Annotated in this window: 16 protein-coding genes; 10 read left to right on the forward strand and 6 right to left on the reverse strand. The window is 72.4% G+C overall.

Going from position 1 to position 22195, the window contains the following annotated elements; genetic code table 11:
• Positions 1–664: 664 nt before the first annotated feature.
• Positions 665–3127: a DNA gyrase/topoisomerase IV subunit A gene (locus ABD481_RS14505; RefSeq protein WP_344666150.1), complete on the reverse strand. Its 2463-nt coding sequence runs from the start codon at positions 3125–3127 to the stop codon at positions 665–667.
• A gap of 156 nt (positions 3128–3283) precedes the next feature.
• On the opposite strand from ABD481_RS14505, the gene ABD481_RS14510 reads away from it, so the two are divergent.
• The 8 genes from ABD481_RS14510 (at position 3284) to ABD481_RS14545 (ending at position 13463) form a co-directional block, all read left to right on the forward strand.
• Positions 3284–4096 carry a hypothetical protein gene (locus tag ABD481_RS14510; protein WP_344666151.1) on the forward strand — a complete coding sequence of 271 codons (813 nt, stop codon included), beginning with the start codon at positions 3284–3286 and terminating at the stop codon, positions 4094–4096.
• Positions 4097–4223: 127 nt separating this feature from the next.
• On the forward strand, positions 4224–4880 hold the full coding sequence (locus ABD481_RS14515) for a DUF5998 family protein (RefSeq protein ID WP_344666152.1): 657 nt from the start codon (positions 4224–4226) through the stop codon (positions 4878–4880).
• Positions 4881–4893: 13 nt separating this feature from the next.
• On the forward strand, positions 4894–6108 hold the full coding sequence (locus tag ABD481_RS14520) for an alkaline phosphatase family protein (protein ID WP_344666153.1): 1215 nt from the start codon (positions 4894–4896) through the stop codon (positions 6106–6108).
• 46 nt (positions 6109–6154) lie between these two features.
• Positions 6155–7042: a sulfurtransferase gene (locus tag ABD481_RS14525; RefSeq protein ID WP_344666154.1), complete on the forward strand. Its 888-nt coding sequence runs from the start codon at positions 6155–6157 to the stop codon at positions 7040–7042.
• A gap of 128 nt (positions 7043–7170) precedes the next feature.
• The gene (efeU, locus tag ABD481_RS14530; RefSeq protein ID WP_344666219.1) at positions 7171–9324 is read left to right on the forward strand and encodes an iron uptake transporter permease EfeU; all 2154 of its coding nucleotides are present in this window, start codon (positions 7171–7173) and stop codon (positions 9322–9324) included.
• Positions 9325–9598: 274 nt separating this feature from the next.
• The gene (gene efeB, locus ABD481_RS14535) at positions 9599–10813 is read left to right on the forward strand and encodes an iron uptake transporter deferrochelatase/peroxidase subunit (protein WP_425559177.1); all 1215 of its coding nucleotides are present in this window, start codon (positions 9599–9601) and stop codon (positions 10811–10813) included.
• 130 nt (positions 10814–10943) lie between these two features.
• On the forward strand, positions 10944–12227 hold the full coding sequence (locus tag ABD481_RS14540) for a tetratricopeptide repeat protein (protein WP_344666156.1): 1284 nt from the start codon (positions 10944–10946) through the stop codon (positions 12225–12227).
• Positions 12228–12236: 9 nt separating this feature from the next.
• Positions 12237–13463 carry a helix-turn-helix domain-containing protein gene (locus ABD481_RS14545; RefSeq protein ID WP_344666157.1) on the forward strand — a complete coding sequence of 409 codons (1227 nt, stop codon included), beginning with the start codon at positions 12237–12239 and terminating at the stop codon, positions 13461–13463.
• 143 nt (positions 13464–13606) lie between these two features.
• Here ABD481_RS14545 and ABD481_RS14550 read toward each other — a convergent pair whose 3' ends face one another.
• On the reverse strand, positions 13607–15970 hold the full coding sequence (locus tag ABD481_RS14550; RefSeq protein ID WP_344666158.1) for a M4 family metallopeptidase: 2364 nt from the start codon (positions 15968–15970) through the stop codon (positions 13607–13609).
• Positions 15971–16221: 251 nt separating this feature from the next.
• Here ABD481_RS14550 and ABD481_RS14555 point away from each other — a divergent pair, with 251 nt between their 5' ends.
• The gene (locus tag ABD481_RS14555; protein ID WP_344666159.1) at positions 16222–17463 is read left to right on the forward strand and encodes a GNAT family N-acetyltransferase; all 1242 of its coding nucleotides are present in this window, start codon (positions 16222–16224) and stop codon (positions 17461–17463) included.
• 100 nt (positions 17464–17563) lie between these two features.
• Here the strand turns inward: ABD481_RS14555 and ABD481_RS14560 are convergent, their stop codons facing one another.
• Together ABD481_RS14560 and sepH are read right to left on the reverse strand one after the other, a co-directional pair.
• Entirely contained in the window at positions 17564–18019 is a 456-nt protein-coding gene (locus ABD481_RS14560; protein WP_344666160.1) for a GNAT family N-acetyltransferase, read from the reverse strand.
• 133 nt (positions 18020–18152) lie between these two features.
• On the reverse strand, positions 18153–19379 hold the full coding sequence (sepH, locus tag ABD481_RS14565) for a septation protein SepH (protein ID WP_344666161.1): 1227 nt from the start codon (positions 19377–19379) through the stop codon (positions 18153–18155).
• 202 nt (positions 19380–19581) lie between these two features.
• Here sepH and ABD481_RS14570 point away from each other — a divergent pair, with 202 nt between their 5' ends.
• The gene (locus ABD481_RS14570) at positions 19582–20262 is read left to right on the forward strand and encodes a trimeric intracellular cation channel family protein (protein ID WP_344666162.1); all 681 of its coding nucleotides are present in this window, start codon (positions 19582–19584) and stop codon (positions 20260–20262) included.
• 77 nt (positions 20263–20339) lie between these two features.
• Here ABD481_RS14570 and ABD481_RS14575 read toward each other — a convergent pair whose 3' ends face one another.
• Positions 20340–21443 carry a hypothetical protein gene (locus ABD481_RS14575; RefSeq protein ID WP_344666163.1) on the reverse strand — a complete coding sequence of 368 codons (1104 nt, stop codon included), beginning with the start codon at positions 21441–21443 and terminating at the stop codon, positions 20340–20342.
• The gene (locus ABD481_RS14580) at positions 21440–21985 is read right to left on the reverse strand and encodes a SigE family RNA polymerase sigma factor (protein ID WP_344666164.1); all 546 of its coding nucleotides are present in this window, start codon (positions 21983–21985) and stop codon (positions 21440–21442) included. Before ABD481_RS14580 ends, ABD481_RS14575 begins: the two co-directional genes overlap by 4 nt.
• Positions 21986–22195: the final 210 nt, after the last annotated feature.

The following is a 22195-nucleotide window of genomic DNA, read 5'->3' on the forward strand; positions in this document are numbered from 1 at the left end:
CGGCGGACCCCGAGGGCGGCTCCGGGACCGGCGCGACGACGTCCTTCCGTGGTCCGTCGCGCCGACGGGGGAGCACCGCCGACCCCGCGGCGGGAACCCCGGTCCTGCCTCACCGGACCGGGCGACACGGCCTGCCGCGGCCCCGCCCGCCGCGGCGGGCGGCGGTGCTCCCGCCTCTTGGGGAAGGGGCCTTGGCCACTCAGGCGGCCAAGGCCCCGGGCCAGGGCCGGACCCGGGCCCGGACCAGGGCCGGACAGAGTTCGGCCAATCAGACAGTCGTGGACCCGAGCCATGGTCGCCTGCTCAGGCGGCCAAGGCCCCGGGCCAGGGCCAAACAGAATTTGGCCAATCGGATAGTCGTGGACCCGAGCCATGGTCGCCTGCTCAGGCGGCCAAGGCTGGACAGTGTTCGCTGATTCAGGCGGCCATGGCACCGAGCCCAAGTCGGACCATGCTCGTTTGCTCCAGCGGCCAAGGCCCCGGGCCAGCGCCGGCTGGTGCTCGGCCACTCAGGAGGCCGAGGCCAGTCTCTGGTTTCACGGTTCGCGGCCGACCGGGTTCCGGCCCTGACTTCGTGGCCTGATCCCGAGAACGACAGAGCCCGGACCGGGATCAGTCTCCGGTCCGGGCTCTGCTCAGTCCTCTCGGCCGCTCTCGGCCGCTCTCAGCCGCCGTCGACCGGGCTCGTCACGAACGCCACCGGCACCTCCACCGGCGCCCCCGAGCCGTCGCGGCGCGGATCCACCGCGGGCAGGGCCACCGGGGTGCCGGTCTCGGAGCTGGCGTAGGCCGGGGCGTTGACCGCCCAGGCGGCGACCAGGCGGTGCTCGCCCTTCAGGAACCGCTGGCAGCGCACGCCGCCGGTGGCGCGGCCCTTCGTCGGGTACAGGTCGTAGGGCGTGGCCTTGATCGTGGTGGCGGTGTCGACCAGGGCGTCGTCGCTGCCGGCCAGGGTGACCACCAGGCCGTCGCGGCCGGGGTCGACCGCGCCGAAGTAGAGCACCGAGGCGTCCTGGTCCAGGCTGATGCCGGCCATGCCGCCGGCCGGGCAGCCCTGCGGGCGGACCAGGGCGGCGGCGTACTTCAGGATCTGGGCGTCGTCGGTGATGAAGACCAGCTCCTCCTCGCCGGTGCGCAGCTCGGTCGCGCCGATCAGGCTGTCGCCGTCCTTGAGGGTGATCACCTCGAAGGTGTCGCGGTTCTTCGGATAGTCCGGGACCACCCGCTTGACCACGCCCTGCACCGTGCCCAGGGCCAGGCCGGGGGAGTCCGGGGACAGCGAGCACAGGCACAGCAGGCGCTCGTCCTCCTCCAGCCGGACGAACTCGGTCGCCGGGGCGCCGCCGGCCAGGCTGGGCGCGGCGGCCGAGGCGGTCTGGGGCAGCACCGGCAGGTCGATCACCGGGAACCGGATCAGCCGGCCGGTGCTGGTGACCGCGCCGACCTCGCCCCTTATCGTCGAGGTCACCACCGAGGCGACGGAGTCGTTCTTGCCGCGCTCGCCGCCGGTGCCCAGCGCGGTGACGCCGGAGGCGGTGCGGGCCAGCAGGCCGGTGGCGGACAGCAGCACCCGCACCGGGTCGTCGGAGATCTCCAGCGGCTGGGCCTCGAACACCGGCAGCGCGCCCTCGACCAGGACGCTGCGCCGCGGCGTGGCGAACTGCTTGGAGATGGCGTTCAGCTCGTCGGAGACCACCTTGCGCAGCAGGGTGTCGGACTCCAGGATGGCCGTCAGGTCCTTGATCTCGCCGGTCAGCTTGTCGCGCTCGGACTCCAGCTCCATCGAGTCGAAGCGGGTCAGCCGGCGCAGCGGCGTGTCCAGGATGTACGTGGCCTGCTTGTCCGACAGCGCGAGGGCGGCCATCAGGTTGTCCTTGGCGGCCGCGGCGTCGTCGGACTCGCGGATGATCCGGATCACCCGGTCGATGTCGACCAGCGCGATCAGCAGGCCCTCGACCAGGTGCAGCCGGTTCTGGCGCTTGGTGCGGCGGTGCTCGGTGCGGCGGCGCACCACCTCGAACCGGTGGTCGAGGTAGACCTCCAGCATCTCCTTCAGGCCCAGGGTCAGCGGCTGCCCGTCGACCAGGGCCACGTTGTTGATGCCGAAGGACTCCTCCAGCGGCGTCAGCTTGTACAGCTGCTCCAGCACCGCCTCCGGGTTGAACCCGGCCTTGACCTCGATCACCAGCTTCAGGCCGTTGAACCGGTCGGACAGGTCCTTCAGGTCGGTGACGCCCTGCAGCCGCTTGCTCTGCACCAGCTCCTTGACCTTGGCGATGACCTTCTCCGGGCCGGTGTTGAAGGGCAGCTCGGTGACCACGATGCCCTCGCGGCGCGGGGTCACCTTCTCGATCGTGGCGGTGGCCCGCATCTTGAACACGCCGCGGCCGGACTCGTAGGCGTCCCGGATGCCCTGCTCGCCGATGATCTGCCCGCCGGTGGGCAGGTCCGGGCCCGGGACGAACCGCATCAAGTCGTCCAGGGTGGCGCTCGGGTGCTTGATCAGGTGCCGGGCCGCGGCCACCACCTCGCCGAGGTTGTGCGGCGGCATGTTGGTGGCCATCCCGACCGCGATCCCGGCCGCGCCGTTCACCAGCAGGTTCGGGAACGCCGCCGGCAGGACCTGCGGCTCCTGCTCCTGGCCGTCGTAGTTGGGCCCGAACTCGACCGTGTCCTCGTCGATGGACTCGGTCATTATCATCGCCGCCGGCGAGAGCCGGGCCTCGGTGTACCGCATGGCGGCCGGCGGGTCGTCCCCGCCCAGGGAACCGAAGTTGCCGTGCCCGTCGACCAGCGGGATCCGCATCGCCCAGGACTGCGCCATGCGCACCAGCGAGTCGTAGATCGCGGTGTCCGAGTGCGGGTGCAGCTTGCCCATCACGTCGCCGACGACCCGGGCGCTCTTGACGAACCCGCGGTCCGGCCGCAGGCCCATCTCGTTCATCTGGAACAGGATCCGCCGGTGCACCGGCTTGAGGCCGTCCCGGGCGTCGGGGAGGGCACGCGAATAGATGACCGAGTACGCGTACTCCCGGTACGAGTCGGAGAGCTCGTCGGCGACGTCGACGTCGATGATGCGTTCTTCGAAGTCCTCGTCGGGCTCGGGGGTCGTGCTGCGGCGTGCCATCTCTCGTGCGGCTCCTGCTCTACGCGCTGCGATGCGGGTGACGCCCTATTGTTGCGCGTCGCCCCGACAGTTCGGGTCAGCAGGGCTCGTCACGGACGCCGGGCGGTCGGTTCGAACGTCTATCCTCTTTGAATCTTGATGTCACGGGGAGGACATGTGAAGGCGAAGATATCGCTCGGGTTGGCAGTGGCGACGGTTTTTCTGGCCGGATGTTCGAGCTCTGCGAGCGGGGGATCGGGCCTCGGCGCGCTGGCGCCGTCGGGCCAAGGGCCGGCCGCGAACGCGGCGAACACCTCGGAAGGCACCTCGGCCGACACCTCGGCGGGCACGTCGGCGGCCACTTCAGCGGGCACCTCGGCCGGTGCGGACGGCGCGAGCCCGCCCGACGCCGGCGCCACTGCCACCACCGCCACCACCACCGGCTCGGCGTCGGGCGCCAAGCCGGTGGCCAAGCTGCTGGCGCCGTTGAAGCTGTCGGCGGGCGGCGGCTACCGGTTCAGCATCACGGACGGCCCGCATCCGCCCGCGGACTGGATCCAGGCCACCAGTCCGACCGACTCCGCCGGCGAGGAGGTCACCGTCCCGGTCGAACTGGTCGCGCTGGTCGACGAGGCGGCCAAGACCGGGGACCTGGACTCGCTGCGCAAGCTCTGCGCGAAGAACTGCTCCGGTCTGGCCACGGTCCTGCCGGCCAAGGACAAGTCCGGGCGCACCGGCTTCCAGCGGCTGTCCGAGCTGCTGGAGAAGGCGCATCCGGCCGGGGACGAGGCGAACCCGCTGAATTCCTGGTACTTCCCGGGCTTCACCGCGCCGAAGCACGACGCGACCGACCTGGACCAGAAGGACCTGAAGCTGTTCGGCGCCGCCAAGGCGGCGTCCTACCAGGGCCTGCGGACCGCGTTCGAACTCGTCGGCGACGGCCCGGACGGGAGCCTCGTCTGGAACGGGATCCTGCCGGCCGCGGGGTGAGGCGGTAGCGCCGCGGGGCGGGGTGCGCCGGCCGGTACGGCCGAAATCGGCGGATAACACCCCGTCCCGTCACGCTTCCGTGCGGCATGGGGCCCGCGCGCGGCCCGGCAGGTGTCAGGATGGACCCATGCCCAACTCGCAGTCGTCCTCCTCAGCCCGCTCCGCAGATCACGGTCTGCTCGCCGCGATCGAACGCAGCGGCTACTATCCGGCGCTCGTCGCGGAGGCGGTCCAGGACGCGGTCGGGTCCGAGGCCGTACTCGGCCACCTCGTGCACCAGGAGACCACCTTCGACGCCGACGAGGTGCGGCGGCACGTCACGGTGCTGGCGGTGACCCCGACCCGGCTGATCGCCGGGCACACCGACGAGTACGGTTCCGACGACCCGATGGCCCCGGTGCCCCCGGGGTCGCCGGAGTCCACGACCGGCGCCAAGGCCTACGCCACCACCTCGACCGAGACCGTGCCGCTGCACCGCATCTCCTCGGTGGTGGTCAGCCGGGTCGTGGAGGACCCGGCCAACCACAAGCCCGGCATCCCGCCGCGCGAGGTGGTGCTGACCATCGGCTGGGGCGTGGTGAGCCGGCTGGACCTGGAGCCGGCCAACTGCGGCGACCCGCACTGCGACGCCGACCACGGCTACACCGGCACCGCCACCGCCGACGACGTGATGATCCGGGTCTCGGCCGAGGCCGACGGCGCGGACGCGGTCAACGAGACCCTGGCCTTCGCCCGGGCGCTCACCGACGTGGTGACCGAGGCCGGCGCCCGCGGCGGGCGCTGAGGGCGCGCCGCGCGTGAGCGACTCCGACCTGGTCCTGCCCGCCTACGGCCGCGGCGCGCTGTCCGATCTGATGCCGGCGGTGCTGGCCGCGCTCGGCGTCGCCGGCTCCGCGAACCCGCTGGGCCTGGCCCCGACCCGCCGGGCCTGCGTCTTCCTGGTCGACGGCATGGGCGCCCGGCTCGTCGAGCGCAACGCCGACGCCGCGCCGTTCCTGGCCGCCGCGCTGCGCGCCGGCCGGTCGCTGACCGCCGGCTTCCCCTCCACCACCGCCGCCAGCATCGGCTCACTGGGCACCGGACTGCCCTCCGGCGCCAGCGGCATGCTCGGCTACCGGGTCCTGGTCCCCGGCACCCCGCACCTGATCAACCTGCTGCGCTGGGACGCCCCGGTCGACCCGCTCCAGTGGCAGCCGCGCGAGACCGTGTTCGAACACGCCACGCGCGAGGGCATCGAGGTCACCCAGGTCACCGCGGCCCGGTTCCAGGACTCCGGCCTGACCCGCTCGGTGCTGCGCGGCGGCACCTTCACCGGCGCCGAGTCCCTGGTCAGCCGGGTGGCCGGGGCGCTGGAGGTGCTCCAGGACGCGGCCGCCCGGGACGCCCGGGCCCTGGTCTACCTGTACTACGCCGACCTGGACGCCGCCGGGCACGTCAGCGGCGTGGCCTCGGAGACCTGGCGCGAACAGCTGGCCACCGTCGACGCCACGGTGCGCGAGCTGGCCGCGCGGCTGCCCGCCGGCACCACGCTGTACGTCACCGCCGACCACGGCATGGTCGACATCCCCGCCGACCGCCGGGTCGACGTGGACGAGGACCCCGAGCTCCAGGTCGGCGTCCGGCTGCTGGGCGGCGAGGGCCGGGCCCGGCACGTGTACGCCAAGCCCGGCGCGGCCCGCGACGTGCTGCAGATCTGGCGCGAGGCGCTGGAGGACGTGGCCGTGGTCCGGTCCCGCGAGGAGGCCGTCTACGAGGGCTGGTTCGGGCCGCCGGAGGACGTGGCCGACGCCGTCGCCCCGCGCATCGGCGACGTGGTGGCGGCGCTGCTCGACGACTGGGCCGTGGTCGCGACCCGCCGCGAGAAGCTGGAGTCCCGGCTGCTCGGCATGCACGGGTCGCTGTCCGCCTCCGAGCAGGAGGTGCCGCTGCTGGTGTTCGCGGCGCCGCAGGAGGTGTCGCCGGCGACGGTGGTACCGGAGGCGGCGTCGTCGGAGCCGGTGTCACCGCGGTAGACGGTCTCTCTAGATCAGTTGGGATTTCGATGCCAGGATTGCGCTCATGCGCCAACCCGGAACCTCCCCGCTGATCTGCGTGGACCAGCTCGCGGCCGACCTTGCTTGCGGCACCGCACCGATCCTCATCGACATTCGTTGGAAGCTCGGCGAGCCGAGTACGTACGGGTTCGGCGTCTATCGCGAGGGGCACGTCCCGGGCGCGCGCTATCTCAGTCTCGACGAGGATCTGGCCGAGCACCCCGAGGCTCCGGTCGGTCCGCGCGGCCGGCACCCGCTGCCGGACCCGGAGCGCTTCGCCGCCGCGATGCGCCGGGTCGGCGTGCGCAGCGACCTGCCGGTCGTCGTGTACGACGACGGCGACGGCACCCAGGCCGCCCGGGCCTGGTGGCTGCTGCGCCACCACGGCCATGCCGACGTGCGGGTGCTGGACGGCGGGTTCGCGGCCTGGCGGGCCGCCGGGCACGTCGTCGAGCAGGGCGAGCCGGAGGCGGACGCCGCCGAGGGCGACTTCCAGGCCCTGGTCCCGGGGATCTTCACCGTCGTCGACCACGACGGCGCCGCCGCCGTCGCCGAGTCCGGGGTGCTGCTCGACGCCCGGGCCGGCGCCCGGTACCGCGGCGAGGTGGAGCCCGTCGACCCGGCCGCCGGACACGTTCCCGGGGCGGCGTCCGCGCCGACCACGGACAACCTGGCCAAGGACGGCCGCTTCCTGCCGGCCGCCGCGCTGGCGCAGCGGTTCGAGGCGCTGGGCGTCACGCCGGAGCACGCTGCGGACGTCGCCGTGTACTGCGGTTCCGGCGTCACCGCGACCCACGAGATCCTGGCGATGGCGGTGGCCGGCATCGACCCGGAGGGCGTGGCGCTCTATGAGGGGTCGTGGAGCGGCTGGGCTTCGGACCCGGAGCGCACCGTGGCCACCGGCGAGTCCTGAGACGCAGATCACCGGATGATCGGACCGGGGTGGTTCCGCCCTCCGGCTCGGCGGTGCTAGCTTAGGCATGCCTTACTGAAGTAAGGCGTACCTTAGTGTGTGCTGACGAGCTGAAGGGGCGGGACACGGTGCTGTCGGACGCCTTCCCGAGTTTCCTGATCGGACTCCGTGAGGGATTGGAGGCCGGGCTGGTCGTCTCCATCCTGCTCGCCGCCCTCATCAAGGCCGGCCGCCGGGATCGGGTCGGCCCGGTCTGGTTCGGGATCGCCGCCGCCGCCGCGCTCAGCCTGTCCTTCGCCGCGGTGCTCACCTTCACCTCCGCGCACCTGCCGCCCAAGGCGCAGGACGTGTTCGGCGGCGTGCTCTCGCTGCTGGCCGTCGGCTTCGTCACCACGATGGTGTTCTGGATGCGCCGGGCCAGCGCCTCGATGTCCGGGGACATCAAGGCCAAACTGGCCGCCGCGCTCGGCTCCAGCACCGGCGTGCTGATCTTCACGGCGTTCGCCGCGGTGGCCCGCGAGGGCCTGGAGACCTCGCTGTTCCTGTGGACGACGGCGCAGACGGCGCATGAGAAAAGCGGGCCAGCCATCGGCGCGGTTTTCGGGATCGCAGTGGCGACGCTGCTGTGCTGGGGGCTCTACCACCGCGCGCTGAAGCTGAACCTCACCAAGTTCTTCAAGATCACCGGGCTGGTGCTGGTGGTCATCGCGGCCGGCGTGGTCGCCTACGGCCTGCAGGACCTCCAGGAGAGCGGCGTGGTCGGCGGCTTCACGTCCTACGCCTGGGACCTGAGCGCGCACATCGACCCCAACGCCTGGTACTCCACGGTGGTGGCCGGGACGCTGAACCTGACGCCGAAGATGACCTGGCTGTCGGTGGCCGGATACGTGGTCTACCTCGCCCCGGTGCTGTACTTCTACCTGCGGCCGGCTGTCGCGCCGCGGCCCAAGGTTTCCCAGACCGCCGAGGCGGCCCCGTCGACTCCGCGCCCCACCGCCGGGTCGGCGGACACCCCGGTCGCCTCGGCTTCGACGCCGGCCGCGACGCCGGCCCCGGTCCCGGCTTCGGCCTCCGTCCCGGCCGCTCCGGCCCCGGCTCCCGCCGCCCGCCGGCCCGCCCCGCGCTGGGCCATGGGCACTGCGGTGGTCGCGGTGCCCGCGGTCGCGGCGGTGGCCGTGATCGTGGCGGTCGGCCCGACGTCCTCGGCCCGGGCCGACCAGACCATCGAGGTCTCGGCGGCGTCCTGCGGCAAGGGCTTCGGGGATCTGGCCACCGGTGAGCACGTGTTCCAGATGAAGAACACCGGCGACGTGCCCGCCGAGGTCTACCTGCTGGACCCGTCGACCAACGCCGTCTACGGCGAGATCGAGGGCCTGGCCCCGGGCACCACCCGGCCGCTGACCGCGACGCTCGGCGCCGGGGCCTACGCCTGGCGCTGCGTGCCGAACGGCAAGGGCGCGGTGACCTCGGCGGTCAAGCGCGTGACCGGCGCCGGCACCTCCAGGACCGCGGTCGTGCCGATCGCCGAGAAGGACCTGGACGCGCCGCTGGAGCAGTACCGGTCCTACGTCACCGACCACCTGACCGAGCTGGCCGGTTACACCGCCAAGCTGAAGCAGGACGTGGACTCCGGCGATCTGGCGGCGGCCAAGAACGACTGGCTCACCGCGCATCTGTCCTACAACCGCCTCGGCGCCGCCTACGGCACCTTCGCGGACTGGGACGCCAAGATCGACGGTCGCGCCGACGGGCTGCCGGACAAGGAGAAGGACAAGGACTTCACCGGCTTCCACCGGCTGGAGTACGGCCTCTGGCACGGCGAGGCGGCGGCCGGGCTGGCGCCGGTCGCCGACCAACTGGACGCCGACGTGCACGGCTTGATCGACGCCTGGCCGAAGCAGGAGTTCGACCCGGCGGACCTGCCGCTGCGCGCCCACGAGATCCTGGAGAACACTCTTCAGTTCCAGCTCACCGGCGACGCCGACTACGGCTCGGGCAGCACGCTGGCCACCGCCGACGCCAACCTCGCCGGCACCCGGGTGGTGCTGAACGTGATCCGGCCGCTGGTGCAGGCCCGGGACCCGCGCGGGCTGGCGGACATCGACACCTGGCTGGACCGGTTCGGCGCGGCGGTCGGCGTCGCGAAGCAGCCGGACGGGACCTGGACGCCGGTCGACAAGCTGGCCGCCGCCGACCGCCAGAAGCTGAACGGGACGCTGGGCGAGCTGCTGGAGCAGCTGGCCGTGGTGCCGGACCTGCTGGAGATCCGCAAGGCGACGTGAGCGGCGGGAGCGAGCCTCCCCCGTACGCCGTTCCTGCCGATTCCGTAGACGAAAGCTGTGCTTTGAGATGACTGACCAGACCTCGAACCCGACCCCGGACGATGCCGCCGCTTCAGCGCCCGCCGCCGCCCCGGCCGCCGTGCCCGCCGCCGCTTCTGCCTCGGCCTCCGCCGCCGCCTCCGCTGCTTCCGCCTCCGCCGCCGCACCCGCGGCCCCGGTCGCCGCGGCTCCCGCGACCTGCCCCTTCGACCACGCGGGCTTCGCCCGCCGGTCGATGCTCAAGGGCGTCGCGGCCGGCGTCACCGGCGCCGCGGTCGTCGGCGCCACCGGGTTCGCGATGAACAAGGCGGCCGCCGACGCCGCGCCGACCGCGTCCTCCGGCGCGGTCACCGGCCGGGAGCTGCCGTTCCACGGCGCCCGGCAGCAGGGCGTCACCACCCCGGCGCAGAAGCACCTCACGCTCGCGGTGTTCGACGTCACCGCCGCCGACAAGGGCGAGCTGACCCAGCTGTTCCAGACCCTCACCGAGCGGGTCCGGTTCCTGACCGCCGGCGGGACCCCGCCGGACCTCGGCGTCGGCTCGCCGCCCTCGGACAGCGGGATCCTCGGCCCGACGGTGCCCTCGGACGGCCTGACCATCACCCTGGGCGTCGGCGCCTCGCTGTTCGACGGCCGGTTCGGCCTGGCCGACCGGAAGCCGGCCCGGCTGACGCCGATGAAGACCTTCCCGAACGACAACCTGAACGCCGCCGAGTGCCACGGCGACCTGTCGCTCCAGATCTGCGCGGACAGCCAGGACACCGTGGTGCACGCGATCCGCGACATAGCCAAGCACACCCGCGCCGGGATGCAGCTGAAGTACCGGATCGACGGCTGGGCCAACGACCCGCGGCCGACCGGCGCCCAGCGCAACCTGCTCGGCTTCCACGACGGCATCGCCAACCCCGCCACCGAGCACGAGTTCGACTACCTGGTCTGGGTCGAGCCCGGCGCCCCCGAGCCGGCCTGGACCGCCGGCGGCACCTACCAGGTGGTGCGGCGGATCCGGATGCTGGTGGAGTTCTGGGACCGGGTCAGCCTGCTGGAGCAGGAGAAGATGATCGGCCGCCGCCGGGACACCGGAGCCCCGCTGGACGGCGCCGCGCAGACCGACATCCCGCAGTACGCCAAGGACCCCGACGGCGGGTCCATCCCGCTGGACGCCCACATCCGGCTGGCCAACCCGCGCACCGCCGAGACCGACCGGAACCGGATCCTGCGGCGCGGCTACAACTACGACCGCGGCTTCGACGCCGTCGGCGACCTGGACATGGGCCTGGCGTTCGTCTGCTACCAGCAGGACATCCAGCGCCAGTTCGAGTTCGTGCAGACCAAGCTCGTCGACGAGCCGCTGGTGGACTACATCTCGCCGGTCGGCGGCGGCTACTTCTTCGTCCTGCCGGGCGTGAAGGACGCCTCCGACTGGTTCGGCAGCGGCCTGCTGGCGTGATTGTCCGGACGGCGGCCCCGGCCGCGGAACCTCGGCGACGCCTCGCCGGCGCCTCGCGGATCCCTCGCGGATCGAAATCGATGATCCCCGCCTGATCCCATTCAGAAGTCGCTGCCCTAAAGTGGGGGCCATGGGACTGGCCTCTGAGGTGCGTCGCCTGCGCCTGGCCCGGGGCCTGACCCAGCGCGAGCTGGCCGAGCCCGCCTACACGCGGGCGTTCGTCGCGGCGATCGAGTCCGGGGCCCGGGTCCCGAGCGACGAGGCGCTGGCGCATCTGGCCGGACGCCTGGGCACCGGCGTCGACGACCTGCGGCACGGCCGCCCGCCCGGCACCGAGGCGCGGCTGCGGGCCCGCCTGGTGGAGGCACGGCTGGCGCTGTCGCACGGCCGCGCCGAGGAGAGCGCGGCCGAGCTGAAAGCCGTGCTGGAAGAGGCCTCCGCGTACCGGCTGACCGAGATCACCGGCTGGGCCCGGCTCCGCCTCGGCGAGATCCACACCCACCTCGGCGAGTCGCACAGCGCGCTGGCGGCCTTCGAGGAGATCCTCGCGGAGACCCCGGCCGAGCAAGTGCGGCTGCACGCGGCCGTCGTGGCCCGGGTCGCGTACTCGCGCTTCACCATCGGCGATCCGCAGCGCGCGATGGCGATACTTGAGACGGAATTGAGGGCGCTGCGCGACCGCCCCGAGGCCGACGCGGACGCCGAGCTGCGGATCGCCTCCGGCCTGATGTACGTCTACAACGAGCTCGACTGGAACGATCGCGCACGCCAGGTGGAGTGGGAGGCCGCGCCGCTCATTCCCCGCGTCGTCGACCAGGAGTGGGTGGCGCAGTTCTGCTCGACCGCCGCGCAGCTGCGCCGCATCGAGTCCGAGCTCGACGACGTGGACCGGCTGCTCACCGACGCGGTGCGGCGCTACACCGACCTGGGCATGCAGCGCGAGATCGGCATGTGCCACTGGGCGCGCGGCTACGTGCTGCGCCGCGCCGCGCGGCTGCCCGAGGCCGCCGCGCAGTTCCGGCGGGCGCGCGCGATCCTGCACGAGGTCGGCGCCATACAGGACGTCGCCGGCGCGACGATAGAACTCGCCGAGGTGCTGCGGCGCCAAGGCGAACTGGAGGAGGCCGGGACCCTGGCCGCCGAGGCCGGCGCGACCTCCGAGCGGACCGGGCACCGCGAGGGCATGGCGGAGGCCTCCCGGCTGCTGGGCCTGGTCTGCGGGCAGACCGGCCGCAACGCCGAGGCCGAGCACCATCTGGCGGTCGCGGCGGACCGGTACGAGGGCGCGGGACTGATGGCCGAGCTGGTCACCACCTGCGGCCTGCTGGCCGACCTGCTGCTGGCCACCGGGCGCGAGGCCGAGGCCCGGTCGATGCTGCGGCGGGGACTGCGCGGCGCGGAGACGTTGTGGTGAGGGGTTGTCGTGACGTCCGTCGGTGAGCGTCTGCATCGGTTGCGCACAGAGCGTGGAATGAGCCAGCGGGAGCTGGCCGAGCCGAGATACACGGCCGCGTTCGTGTCGTCGCTGGAAGCCGGGAAGCGGACCGCCTCCGTCGAGGCCCTGGAGTACTTCGCCCAGCGGCTGGCGATCGCCGTCGACGAACTGCGCACCGGCCGGGCCGCCGACCACTGGCTGCGGCTGGAGCTGGCGCTCGCCGTCGCCGAGGCCGCCGGAGCCCCCGGCGCGTTCCGGGAGCTGCTGGGCTCCGAAGGGCTCTCCGACGAGCAGCAGGCCTGGTGCCACGTCGGGATCGGGCACGCCGCCCTGGCCACCGCCGACCTGGCCGAGGCGGGCATCCAGTTCGAGTCCGCCGACCACCACCTGGTCGGCGCCGCGCCGCACCACCGCGCCCACGCCACCGTCGGCCGCGCGGCCGTCCTGCGCCGCCAGGGCGACGCCCGCTACGCGGTCTACCTGCTGACCGAGGCGCGCGACGAGCTCACCCGGACCGGCTACCCCGACCCCTCGGCCCTGCTGGCGCTGCACGTGCACCTGGCCGTGGCGCACAGCGACCTGGGCGACGACGTCCAGGCCGCCGAGGCGGCCGAGTCGGCGCTGCTCCTGGCCTCCGGGCCGCGCCCGATGACCATCGCCCGCGGCCATCTCGACACCGGACGCACCCTGCTGGCCGCCGGACGGCTGCCCGAGGCGGCGGTGGCCGTGGGCCAGGCCCGCGCGGCCTTCCGCGAGGCGACGCTGCACTCGCTGCTCGCGTGGTGCCACCGGGCCCGGGGCCTGCGGCGCAAGCGCGACTGGGACCGCGAGGGCGCCCTGACCGACCTGACGATGGCCGAGCGGCTGTTCGCCGAGTCCGGGCAGGACGACCGGCGCGTGGACACCGCCCTGGAGCTGGCCGAGCTGCGCCTGGCGATGGGGATCGCCGAGCCGGACCTGCCGGTCGCCGGGAACCCGGTGCAGCAGGCGCGCGCGGACCGGCTGCGGGCCCTGATGGCGTCCGACGGCGTGGCGAAGGAGCAGTTCCTCGTCGCCGCCATCGGCGGCTTCCGGGACCGGGGGCCGCGGCCGGAGCTGGCGCGCGCGGTGAACGAGCTCGCGGACCTGTTGGAGGCGGCGGGGCGCGGCGACGAGGCGCTGCGGGTGCTGCGGGCCGGCCTGGCCGACGTGCAGCGGCTCAACAGCCAGACCTGAGGCGCCCCGGAACGACAAAAGCAGCGGCGGACGCCGCTGCTGTCGCCTTCCGTGGCCGCCCCAGACCGGCCCGGTCAGTTCTTGGGGAAATGGGAGGCGGACCCCTGCCCCAGAGGGGTCCGCCTCTTTGAAGGAGCCCGGTGTCAGCAGGCTCCAGCATCGCTCCACGAGGCCCACGACTGCGGATCGCTGGGGATCGCGCCGGTCGAGTACCACGTGGACTTATAGAGGTGGCCGCCGTACGTCACCTTGTCGCCGGGGACATACGCGCGGGTGGAGCTCCACGCGGAGACGCCCGCGCAGTTACCGGTGCCGCCACCGCCGGAGACCGTCAGCACGAACGACGCGGTGTGCGTCGCCGAGCCGGCGCCGGCGATGGTCAGCGTGTAGGTGCCCGGCGCCGCGGTGGCGGCGACCGCCACCGTGAGGGTCGCCGAGCCGCCGGAGGTCACCGAGGCCGGGCTGACCGACGCGGTGACGCCGGTGGGCGCGCCGGAGACCGTGAGGTTCACGGTCTGGGCGGTCCCGGAGACCGTCGCGGTGGCGACGGTCGCCGTGGTGGAGGCCCCGGGTGCCACGGTGGCGGAGCCGGGGGACACGTTCACAGAGAAGTCGTTTCCAGGGTTGGTGGAGGTGACGGTCGCGGTGTAGGTGGCGGTGTGCGCCCCCGAGGCCGCGGTGCCGGTGACGGTGATCGCCTTCGAGCCGGTGGTGGCGCCCGAGGACGCGGTCAGAGTCAGGGTGCTGCTCTGGCCGGCCGTCACGGTGGACGGGTTGAAGGAGGCGGTCACGCCGCTGGGCAGACCCGACGCGGTCAGGGTGACCTGCTGGGCGCTGCCGGACGTGACCGACGTGGTCACGGTCGTGCTGACCGACTTGCCCTGGGCGACGCTGCCCGAGGCCGGATTGAGGGCCAGCGCGAAGTCGTTCGACGGTGCGGTGGAGCACTGCGCCTCACCGGACTGGGCCGCCACGCTCACCGCGTCCCAGGCCGCCTTGACGGAGCGGCACTCCTGGGAGTTCGCGCCGAAGAGGTTCACCGCGGCCTGGAGGGTGGCGGTGCGCACGTTGCGGTAGGTCCAGGTCGAGGTCTTCATGTTCAGCGCGGCCATGTAGATCTGGCCCGCGTGCTGGATGCCGACGCCGGTCACCGACGAGTTGTTGCAGGTCGGGCTGGCCGGGTCGGTGCCGTTGCCGGCCGAGCCCACCGCCACCAGGTAGAACCAGTGGTTGTTGGGTCCGGCGGCCGAGTGCACCTCGGTGCTCGGGATCGAGCTGCTGTAGCAGTTCGGGTCGCCGACCAGCGAGGGGTTGTACATGTAGCGGATCGGGCCGCTGCCGGTGAGGTTCACCTGCAGCCCGACCACGTAGTCCGGCGGATTGCTGGGGTTGTTCGCGTAGTGCTCGGTCAGGGCGCCGAAGATGTCGCCGGTGGACTCGTTGAGCCCGCCGTTCTCGTTGCCCGAGCCGGCGCCGCCGGGGGTGTACTGGAAGATCGAGTGGCCCATCTCGTGGCCGACCACGTCGATCGAGGTCGCCTGGCGCTGGTTGTCCTGGGTGTGGCCGAAGTGGCCGGACGTCCCGTCCCAGTAGGCGTTCACGTCGTTCAGCCCGACGTACAGCGGGAACTCCTGCCCGTTGCCGGACAGCCCGTTGCGGCCGAGCCAGTCGCGGAGCATGTTCGTTTCCTGCTCCACGGTGTAGTACGCGTCCACACACGCGGTGGTCAGGTCGGTCCCGGCGCCCGTGCCGCCGTTGCGGTAGGTCTGGTGCGTGCTCTCGTTACCGCAGGACAGACCGCTGCGCAGCGGGTCCTGGAGCAGGCCTCCGTTGGTGTCGATGGAGACCGTGCCGTCGAAGTACCCGCGGCCGGTGTCGGCGTGGACGTCGTCCTTCGTGTCGGCGATCGCGCCCGTTCCCGCGTCGACGTACACGTGCAGGTGGCTCGGGGCATTGCCCTTCGCCCCCACGGCCAGGACTTCCCACGCCAACACCGGCTTGGCGCCCGTGGCCAGCACCACCAGTTCGGGGGTGCTGACCGAGCTCACCGCGGTGAGCTGGGCGCTGGCGAGTGCGGCGGCCTTGGCGGCGTCCACCTTGGGGGTGGTGGACGCCACGGCCAGCGCGCCGCGGTGCGCGGAGGTGGTGCCGCGCAGATTGCCGGCGGCGTCGGTGACGACCACAGCATCGCCACCCACGACCGGCAAGCCTTTGTAGGTCCGCTCGAACCCGAAATAGCGGAGATCGTTGGTCCCCGCCATCGCCGAGGTCCGGACGTAGCTCTCGTCGGGGCCCTTGGCCAAGGCGTCGAAACCGCTGGCCGCGGCCGTGTCGGCGACCAGCGCCGCATGGTCGGCGGCGGCCTGCGCACCGGTCAGCGCGACCGGCGCGGCGCCGGGCCTGGCGGCCCCGGCGGTGGGTGTGGCGGCGTTCCCGACCGCCGCCACGGCGAGGCCGGCTCCGCACAAGGCGGCGGCCAGCCCCAATATCAGGGGGGTGCGTCTCACGGTGGTACTCCTCCAGGTGGCTATCAGGAGTGGTGCGAGGTGCGACGTGCTGGTGGGAAAAGCGATCGCATGTGCGAGTGCGAGCAGATGCGAGTGTGCGGTGCGGTTTCTTGGCCATTAACCGTGGTTGACTGTCTAGTTACGTCGAGCCCCGGAGTCAAGGGTCTGGACCACTGGGATCAGATTTCTGATGGCGGGGCCGCGCTTTTTAATGAGTGGCCGATAGCGGCGCGGATGCATAGCCTGGGCTGATGGCCATCGAGATCAAGGTCGTCGACGAGTCCCGGATCGAGGACTACTCCGACGCCGTTGAAATGGGGTTCTACCATCCGCAGTTCCGCGGGCAGCGCGGTTCGCGGCGGCGGGAGTGGTTCGGCGAGGACCTGGCGGCCGGCCGGCTCGTCGCCGCGTTCGACGGCGACCGCGTCGTCGGGACGTTCGGCAACCATCCGAACCGGGTCACCGTCCCCGGCGGGGCGTCGGTGCCGGCCGCCGCCGTCACGGCGGTCACCGTGACGCAGACCCACCGGCGGCGCGGGATCCTGTCGTCGATGATGGCCAAGGGGCTGCGACAGTCGGCCGACGCCGGCGAGCCGCTGTCGATTCTGATCCCCGCCGAGTGGCCGATTTATGGGCGGTTCGGATTCGGCCACGCGACCGATGAGGCGCGCTATGTCTTCGACACCAAGCATTGCGGTGTCGCGCGGCCGTTGCCGGGCACCGTCGAATTTGTTTCCGCGCCGCAGTGGGTGGACGAGATTCCCGCCGTGTACGACCGGGTCCGGGCCCGTACCCCGGGGGCGATCGAGCGCCGGCATCACTGGTACGAGCGCGATACGGGCCTGCTGACCTGGGACGGAAAACCGACGGACGGCGAATTCTTTCTCGCCGTCTATCGGGACGAGTCAGGAGTCGCGCGCGGCGGGTTGAAATACAAATTCGCCGAAGGGGATTGGGACGGCTTTGTTCCCGAGGGTGTCGCCACGCATGTGGATGTGGTCGCCGAGGATTCCGTGGCCCGCGTGCGGTTGCTGCAGTTCCTGTGGGAGCAGGACTGGGTCACTTCGTTCGAGGCGGAGAAGTTCCCGGCGGACGACAGTTGGCGCCACCTGATGGCCAATCCGCGGTACGCGCGCGAGAAGCAGCGGTTCGATGTGCTGTGGGTGCGGGTGCTGGACGCGCCGGCGGCGCTGGAGGCGCGGACCTACGAGGGGGAGGGCCGGCTGGTCGTCGCGGTCAGCGATCCGGCCGGGTACGCCGAGGGCGTGTTCGCGGTGGAGGGCGGTCCCGGCGGGGCGACGGTGAAGCGGGTGACCGAGTCCGCCGATCTGACGATGCCGGTGCGGACCCTCGGCGCGCTGTATCTCGGGCACCACTCCGCGACGGCGCTGGCGTCGGTGGGCGAGGTCGTCGAGGAGCGGAGCGGGGCTTTGGCGGTGGCCGACCGGATGTTCAAGACGGCCGTCGCGCCGTTCTGTGCCACGTGGTTCTGAGCCACGTGGTTCTGAGCCGGCTGCCCGGACCCGGTCCGGCCGCCGGCCGCCCCGCCGCCTTCACCTCCGCCACCAATACCCCGCCGCCGTCACCCCCGGCTCACTCCGTCACGGGTCCCGGCTTGGTCGGCCGCTCGTCGATCTCCATCCAGGACTGCGGCCGCTCCACCGGGACGAACCCGGCCTTGGCGTAGGTCGAGTGCTTGTCCTTCGTCGCCAGCAGGAAGCGGTTGATGCCCAGCGCCTTCAGGTCGGCCAGTATCTCGCGGGTCAGCCAGGGGCCGATGCCCTTGCCCCGGTAGGTCTCGTCGACGTACACGTCGCAGAAGTAGGCGAAGGTCGCGTTGTCGCTGATGATCCGGGCGAGGCCGATCATCGTCTCGCGGTCGGAGTAGACGCCGTAGACGTGGGAGCCGTCCACGGAGCGTTCGACGCGGTCGCGCGGGCGGCCGACGCCCCACCACGACTCCTCGGCGATCCAGCGGTAGACCTTGTCCCGGTCCACCAGGGCCGGGTCGTCGCTGATGAACAGGCCGTCGTCGCGCGTTGTCTCCATGATGGAAATCCCATCACAGGAAAAGGGCGGGGCCAAAAGCCAGTCGCCGCGAAGTGGCCTGGTCCCACGTGCTGAGACCAGGCCTTTCACCGCTGTCGACCGGGGCTCCAGGCGGACCGGTCCGCGACTGGAGTCAGTCTCGACCCTTCTGCTTGCCGCGGCGGGAGCCGAAGACGATCTCGTCCCAGGACGGGACGGTGGCCCGGCGGCCGGGGCGGACCCCGTCGGCCTCGGCCTGGCGGTCGGTGGTGCCGACCATGCGCTCCCGGTGCGGGGAGGTGGTGCGGGGGCCGAAGATCGCGTCGTCGAAGGCTGAGCCGGCCGACTGGCCGGCGACCGCGGCGATCGGGGCCGCGGCGCGGGTGTCGGCGTCGAGGAAGTCGAAGTCCTCCTCCGGGCTCTGCGTCGGGCCCGGGACGTTGGCACCGCCCCCCGGGGAGCCCGGGGGTGCGCCGCCCCCGCCGGCGGCCGCCGAGGCGGCCTGGGAGGGCAGCGACGACGGGTGGCGCTCCACCGAGGCGGTGCGCTCCGCGGCGGCGCGGTCCCGATCGCGCTCCCGCTCCCGATCGCGGTCTCGTTCCCGCTCGCGATCCCGGTCGCGGTCCAGGCTTCCGGACCCGCCTCCGGAGGACGGGTACTCGGCCGGGCGGCGCCGGGCCTCCAGATGGACCAGCGACCCGCCGGCCGAGGAGCCGTTGGAGCTCGGCACCGGGCCGGGGACGACGGTCCCGCCGGAGAGCACCGAGGCGGCGACGAACGGGAACATCGGCTCGGCGGCGGCGATGCTCGCCGCGTCGGAGGACAGCAGGCGGGCCTCGTCGTCCTCGGGCGTCACCAGGCGGCGCGGGGGGTCGAAGGCCCACAGCGCCTCGTAGGTCTCGCCGGAGATGCGGTAGATCGCCTGCACGGTCCAGGTGCCGTCCTCGCGGCGCCAGGAGTCCCAGCGCACCGTGGCGCCGTCCTCGGCGCCGCGCTTGGCCAGCCGCTCGGCGACGATCTCGCCCAGCTTCTGGCCGTGGTTCTCACCCTGCCGGCGGACCTGGGTGTTCTGGGCCTTCTCGGCCATGAACGCGCGCTCGGCGAGGATCGGGCCCTCGAAGCGGCGGATGCGCTCCACGGAGATGCCGCACGCGTCGGCGACCTCCTGCGCGGTGGCGCCGGAGCGGATGCGGGCCTGGATGTCCCGCGGGCGCAGCTGCCCTTCTGCCTCTATCTCGATCTGGCCCAGCCGGGCCCGGTCGCCGCGCACCGCGGCCCGCAGCCGCTCGTCGATGGTGAGGTGGAATTCCTGCCCGTCGTTCGAGCGCAGCACAAGTCGCGAACCGTCGCTGGTGACGGCCATGACGCGGAGCTCTGTCACGAGCGGACCTCCCTTCGACGAGTGCTGCCAGCTAGACCGTACTGCATCGACACGCCGATCGGGTACGGGAAACGGATGAGGTCGCCCGGACAGCAAGGGTTGTCGGTCATTTGTCGTACGCCGTCCAGTTGTGGGATGACAGTTCTGTGATCCCCCCGCGAGATCACCTTCCCGCCTTGAACGAGGTACATTCCCTGACATCATGGTCGCCAATCCTCATCTTCCAGTTCTTCTGGATCTTCTTGGAGTCTTCGCCGCGGCGGTCGCGGGCGCATTCGCGGGACTGCGCAGAGGACTGGATCTCGTCGGCATCCTGGTGATCGCCGTCGCGTCATCACTCGGAGGAGGGATGATCCGCGACGCGCTGATGGGAGCGACGCCGGTGGCCGCGATCGCGGACTGGCGGTACTTCGCGACGGCCCTCGGCGCGACGACCGCGGTGCTGTTGTTCACAAGCCGCCGGATGAGTGATTCCAAACTGCGATCGGCGATGGAGGAGGTGCGCGGCCGGGCCGTCCGCTTCGACCGGATCGCCGTCGTCGCCGATGCCCTGACCCTGGGCCTTTTCGCGGTTTCCGGAACTCTCAAAGCATTGGATTACCATCTGCCGGTCTTCCAGGCCGCGTTGCTCGGAACGGTCACCGCGACCGGCGGCGGAGTGGTGCGCGATGTGCTCGTCAACGAGGTGCCGTTGGTGCTTCAGCGGGAGCTGTACGCGGTCCCGGCATTCCTCGGCGGTTTGTTGTTCGCGATGATGCAGCGCCACGGATTCGTCGTTCAGGGTTATCTCGCATCGGTCGTCGCGATTTCGCTGACGACCGCCGTGCGCCTGGTGGCGGTGTGGCGGGACTGGCACGCGCCCCGCCCCGGAGCTGTCGCATAGCGCCGGGGCGGGGCCTGATACACGTTTTCTCCGTGTGATTTCTCACAGGGTTCGCATAACGCAGTTCGCTTACTCGTTCAGTTCACGACGTTCGTCGTCCATTTCGCCCGGTCGGTGCCGAGCAGGGTGAGGCGGTCCAGCAGACCGCGCGGGCCGCCGACGGAGGTCAGGGCGGACGTGCCGTCCGCGGTCGGCTCGTCATGGACACAGACCCGCAGGCCCTCGGAGTCCTTGCAGGCGCTCGTTCCCGTGGGTTGCGGGGGGGTCGCCAGCAGGAGGTTGCCGGGCAGGTCCACCGCCGCGGCCGCGTTCTGGTCGGACGCGTTCGGCTTCTGCCCGACCGGGGTGACGGTGAGGGAGAACGACGGACCGCGGTTCTGTCGGCCCGCCGCGCCGAGCTGGTAGGCCACGCCGGTTTCGAAGCCTCCTTGTTCCAGGTCCTTCAACGACGCCTCGGCGAGGGTCACGCCGGCGGGCAGGCCCTCGATGTGGAACGGCAGGGCCACGGGCGTCGATCCGATCCGGAGCGATTCGGCCACCTGGGTCAGCCGGGCCTTCAAGGCGTCGCCGTGGATCGTGTAGTCGCCGCCGAGGGTGTACCAGTCGCCCGAGGCGGTCTGCCAGGCCAGCGACAGGTCCGCCGGGATCTCCGGGACGTCGCCCGGATTCACGATGAAGTACGCCCTCGTGCTGCCGGCCAGGCTGGTCGGCAGCTTCTGCTCGTATTGCGCGAGCTGCGGCTCTCCTCCCGTGCGCGTCAGCGTGAGCTGCTTCACCGGCGCGATCGTGGAGCTGTCGGCGGCGGCCGGCATCGGCGCGGCCGCGGTGAGGGTGTCGCCGTAGTCCGGGCCGGTGGTGCGGGTGGTGGTCCGGTACCCGTCGGGCAGCCACCCGAAGGCGCCGATCGCGACCAGCGGGTCGGTGCCGGTGAAGACGCGGTGCGCCGGGCCGGCGGTGCTCGCCGGGGCCTTGCCGGCCGGTGTGGTGCCGCCGAGCGCGTTCACCACCAGCGCGCAGGCGGCGACGACGGCCACGCCGCCGCCGAGCGAGGCCAGGCGGGCGGCGGCCAGGCGGCGGCGCCCGTCGGCGCGGGCCCGGTCGATGTCGACGGTGCTGGGCGGCGCGGCGCTGTGGGCGGCCTCCGCGAACGCGTCCAGCGAGGACTTCAGATCGTGCGTCATCGAGGTCCCTCCATTACAGGGATCGGATTCGGATCGAGGAGGTTGCGCAGGGTCGCCAGGCCGCGGGCCGACTGGCTTTTCACGTTGCCGGTCGAGCAGCCCATCAGCTGCGCCGTCTGCTCGACCGAGAGGTCGCAGTAGTAGCGCAGGACCACGGTGGCGCGCTGCCGGGGCGGCAGCCGGGACAGGGCCGCGCGCAGGTCCACGTCCAGCGCGGCGCCGACCCCGGCGTCGAGGTCCGCGGCTCCGGCCGGCTCCGGGTCCGAGGACCCCGGTCCGAACCGGTGCAGGACCGTCCACTTGGCCCAGCCGCTGCGCTGCTCGGCCAGATAGGTGTTCACCAAGGTGCGCCGCGCGTAGCCGTCGACGTTGTCGGCCCGGGAGGCCCGGTTCCAGTGCGTGTAGAGCTTGGTGATGGTCGTCTGGACCAGGTCGTCGGCGCGGTGCCAGTCCCCGCACAGGAGATAGGCCACGCGCCGCAGCCAGGCTTGGCGGGCTCCGGCGTAGGCGGTGAAGTCGGCGTCGCGGTCAGGCTTCGCCATGCGGTTCCCCCTCAGGTGTCGGTGTGTCCGGACACCCACCTGATGCGGTCGGGGGAGGCGGGGGTTGCATCGGCGGGCCGCGTCCCGCCGTCTCTCCGGGCGGTCCGGCCGTGACCGGGGCCTATGCGGTGCGGTAGTAGTAGGAAGTGGACGCGGCGGCCACCGGACCCCGGCCGTCGGTGCGGGCAGCCCGCCGGAGCTTCGCGCTCC

Origin of the sequence: Catenulispora yoronensis (assembly GCF_039531695.1) — a bacterium.
Taxonomy (GTDB): domain Bacteria; phylum Actinomycetota; class Actinomycetes; order Streptomycetales; family Catenulisporaceae; genus Catenulispora; species Catenulispora yoronensis.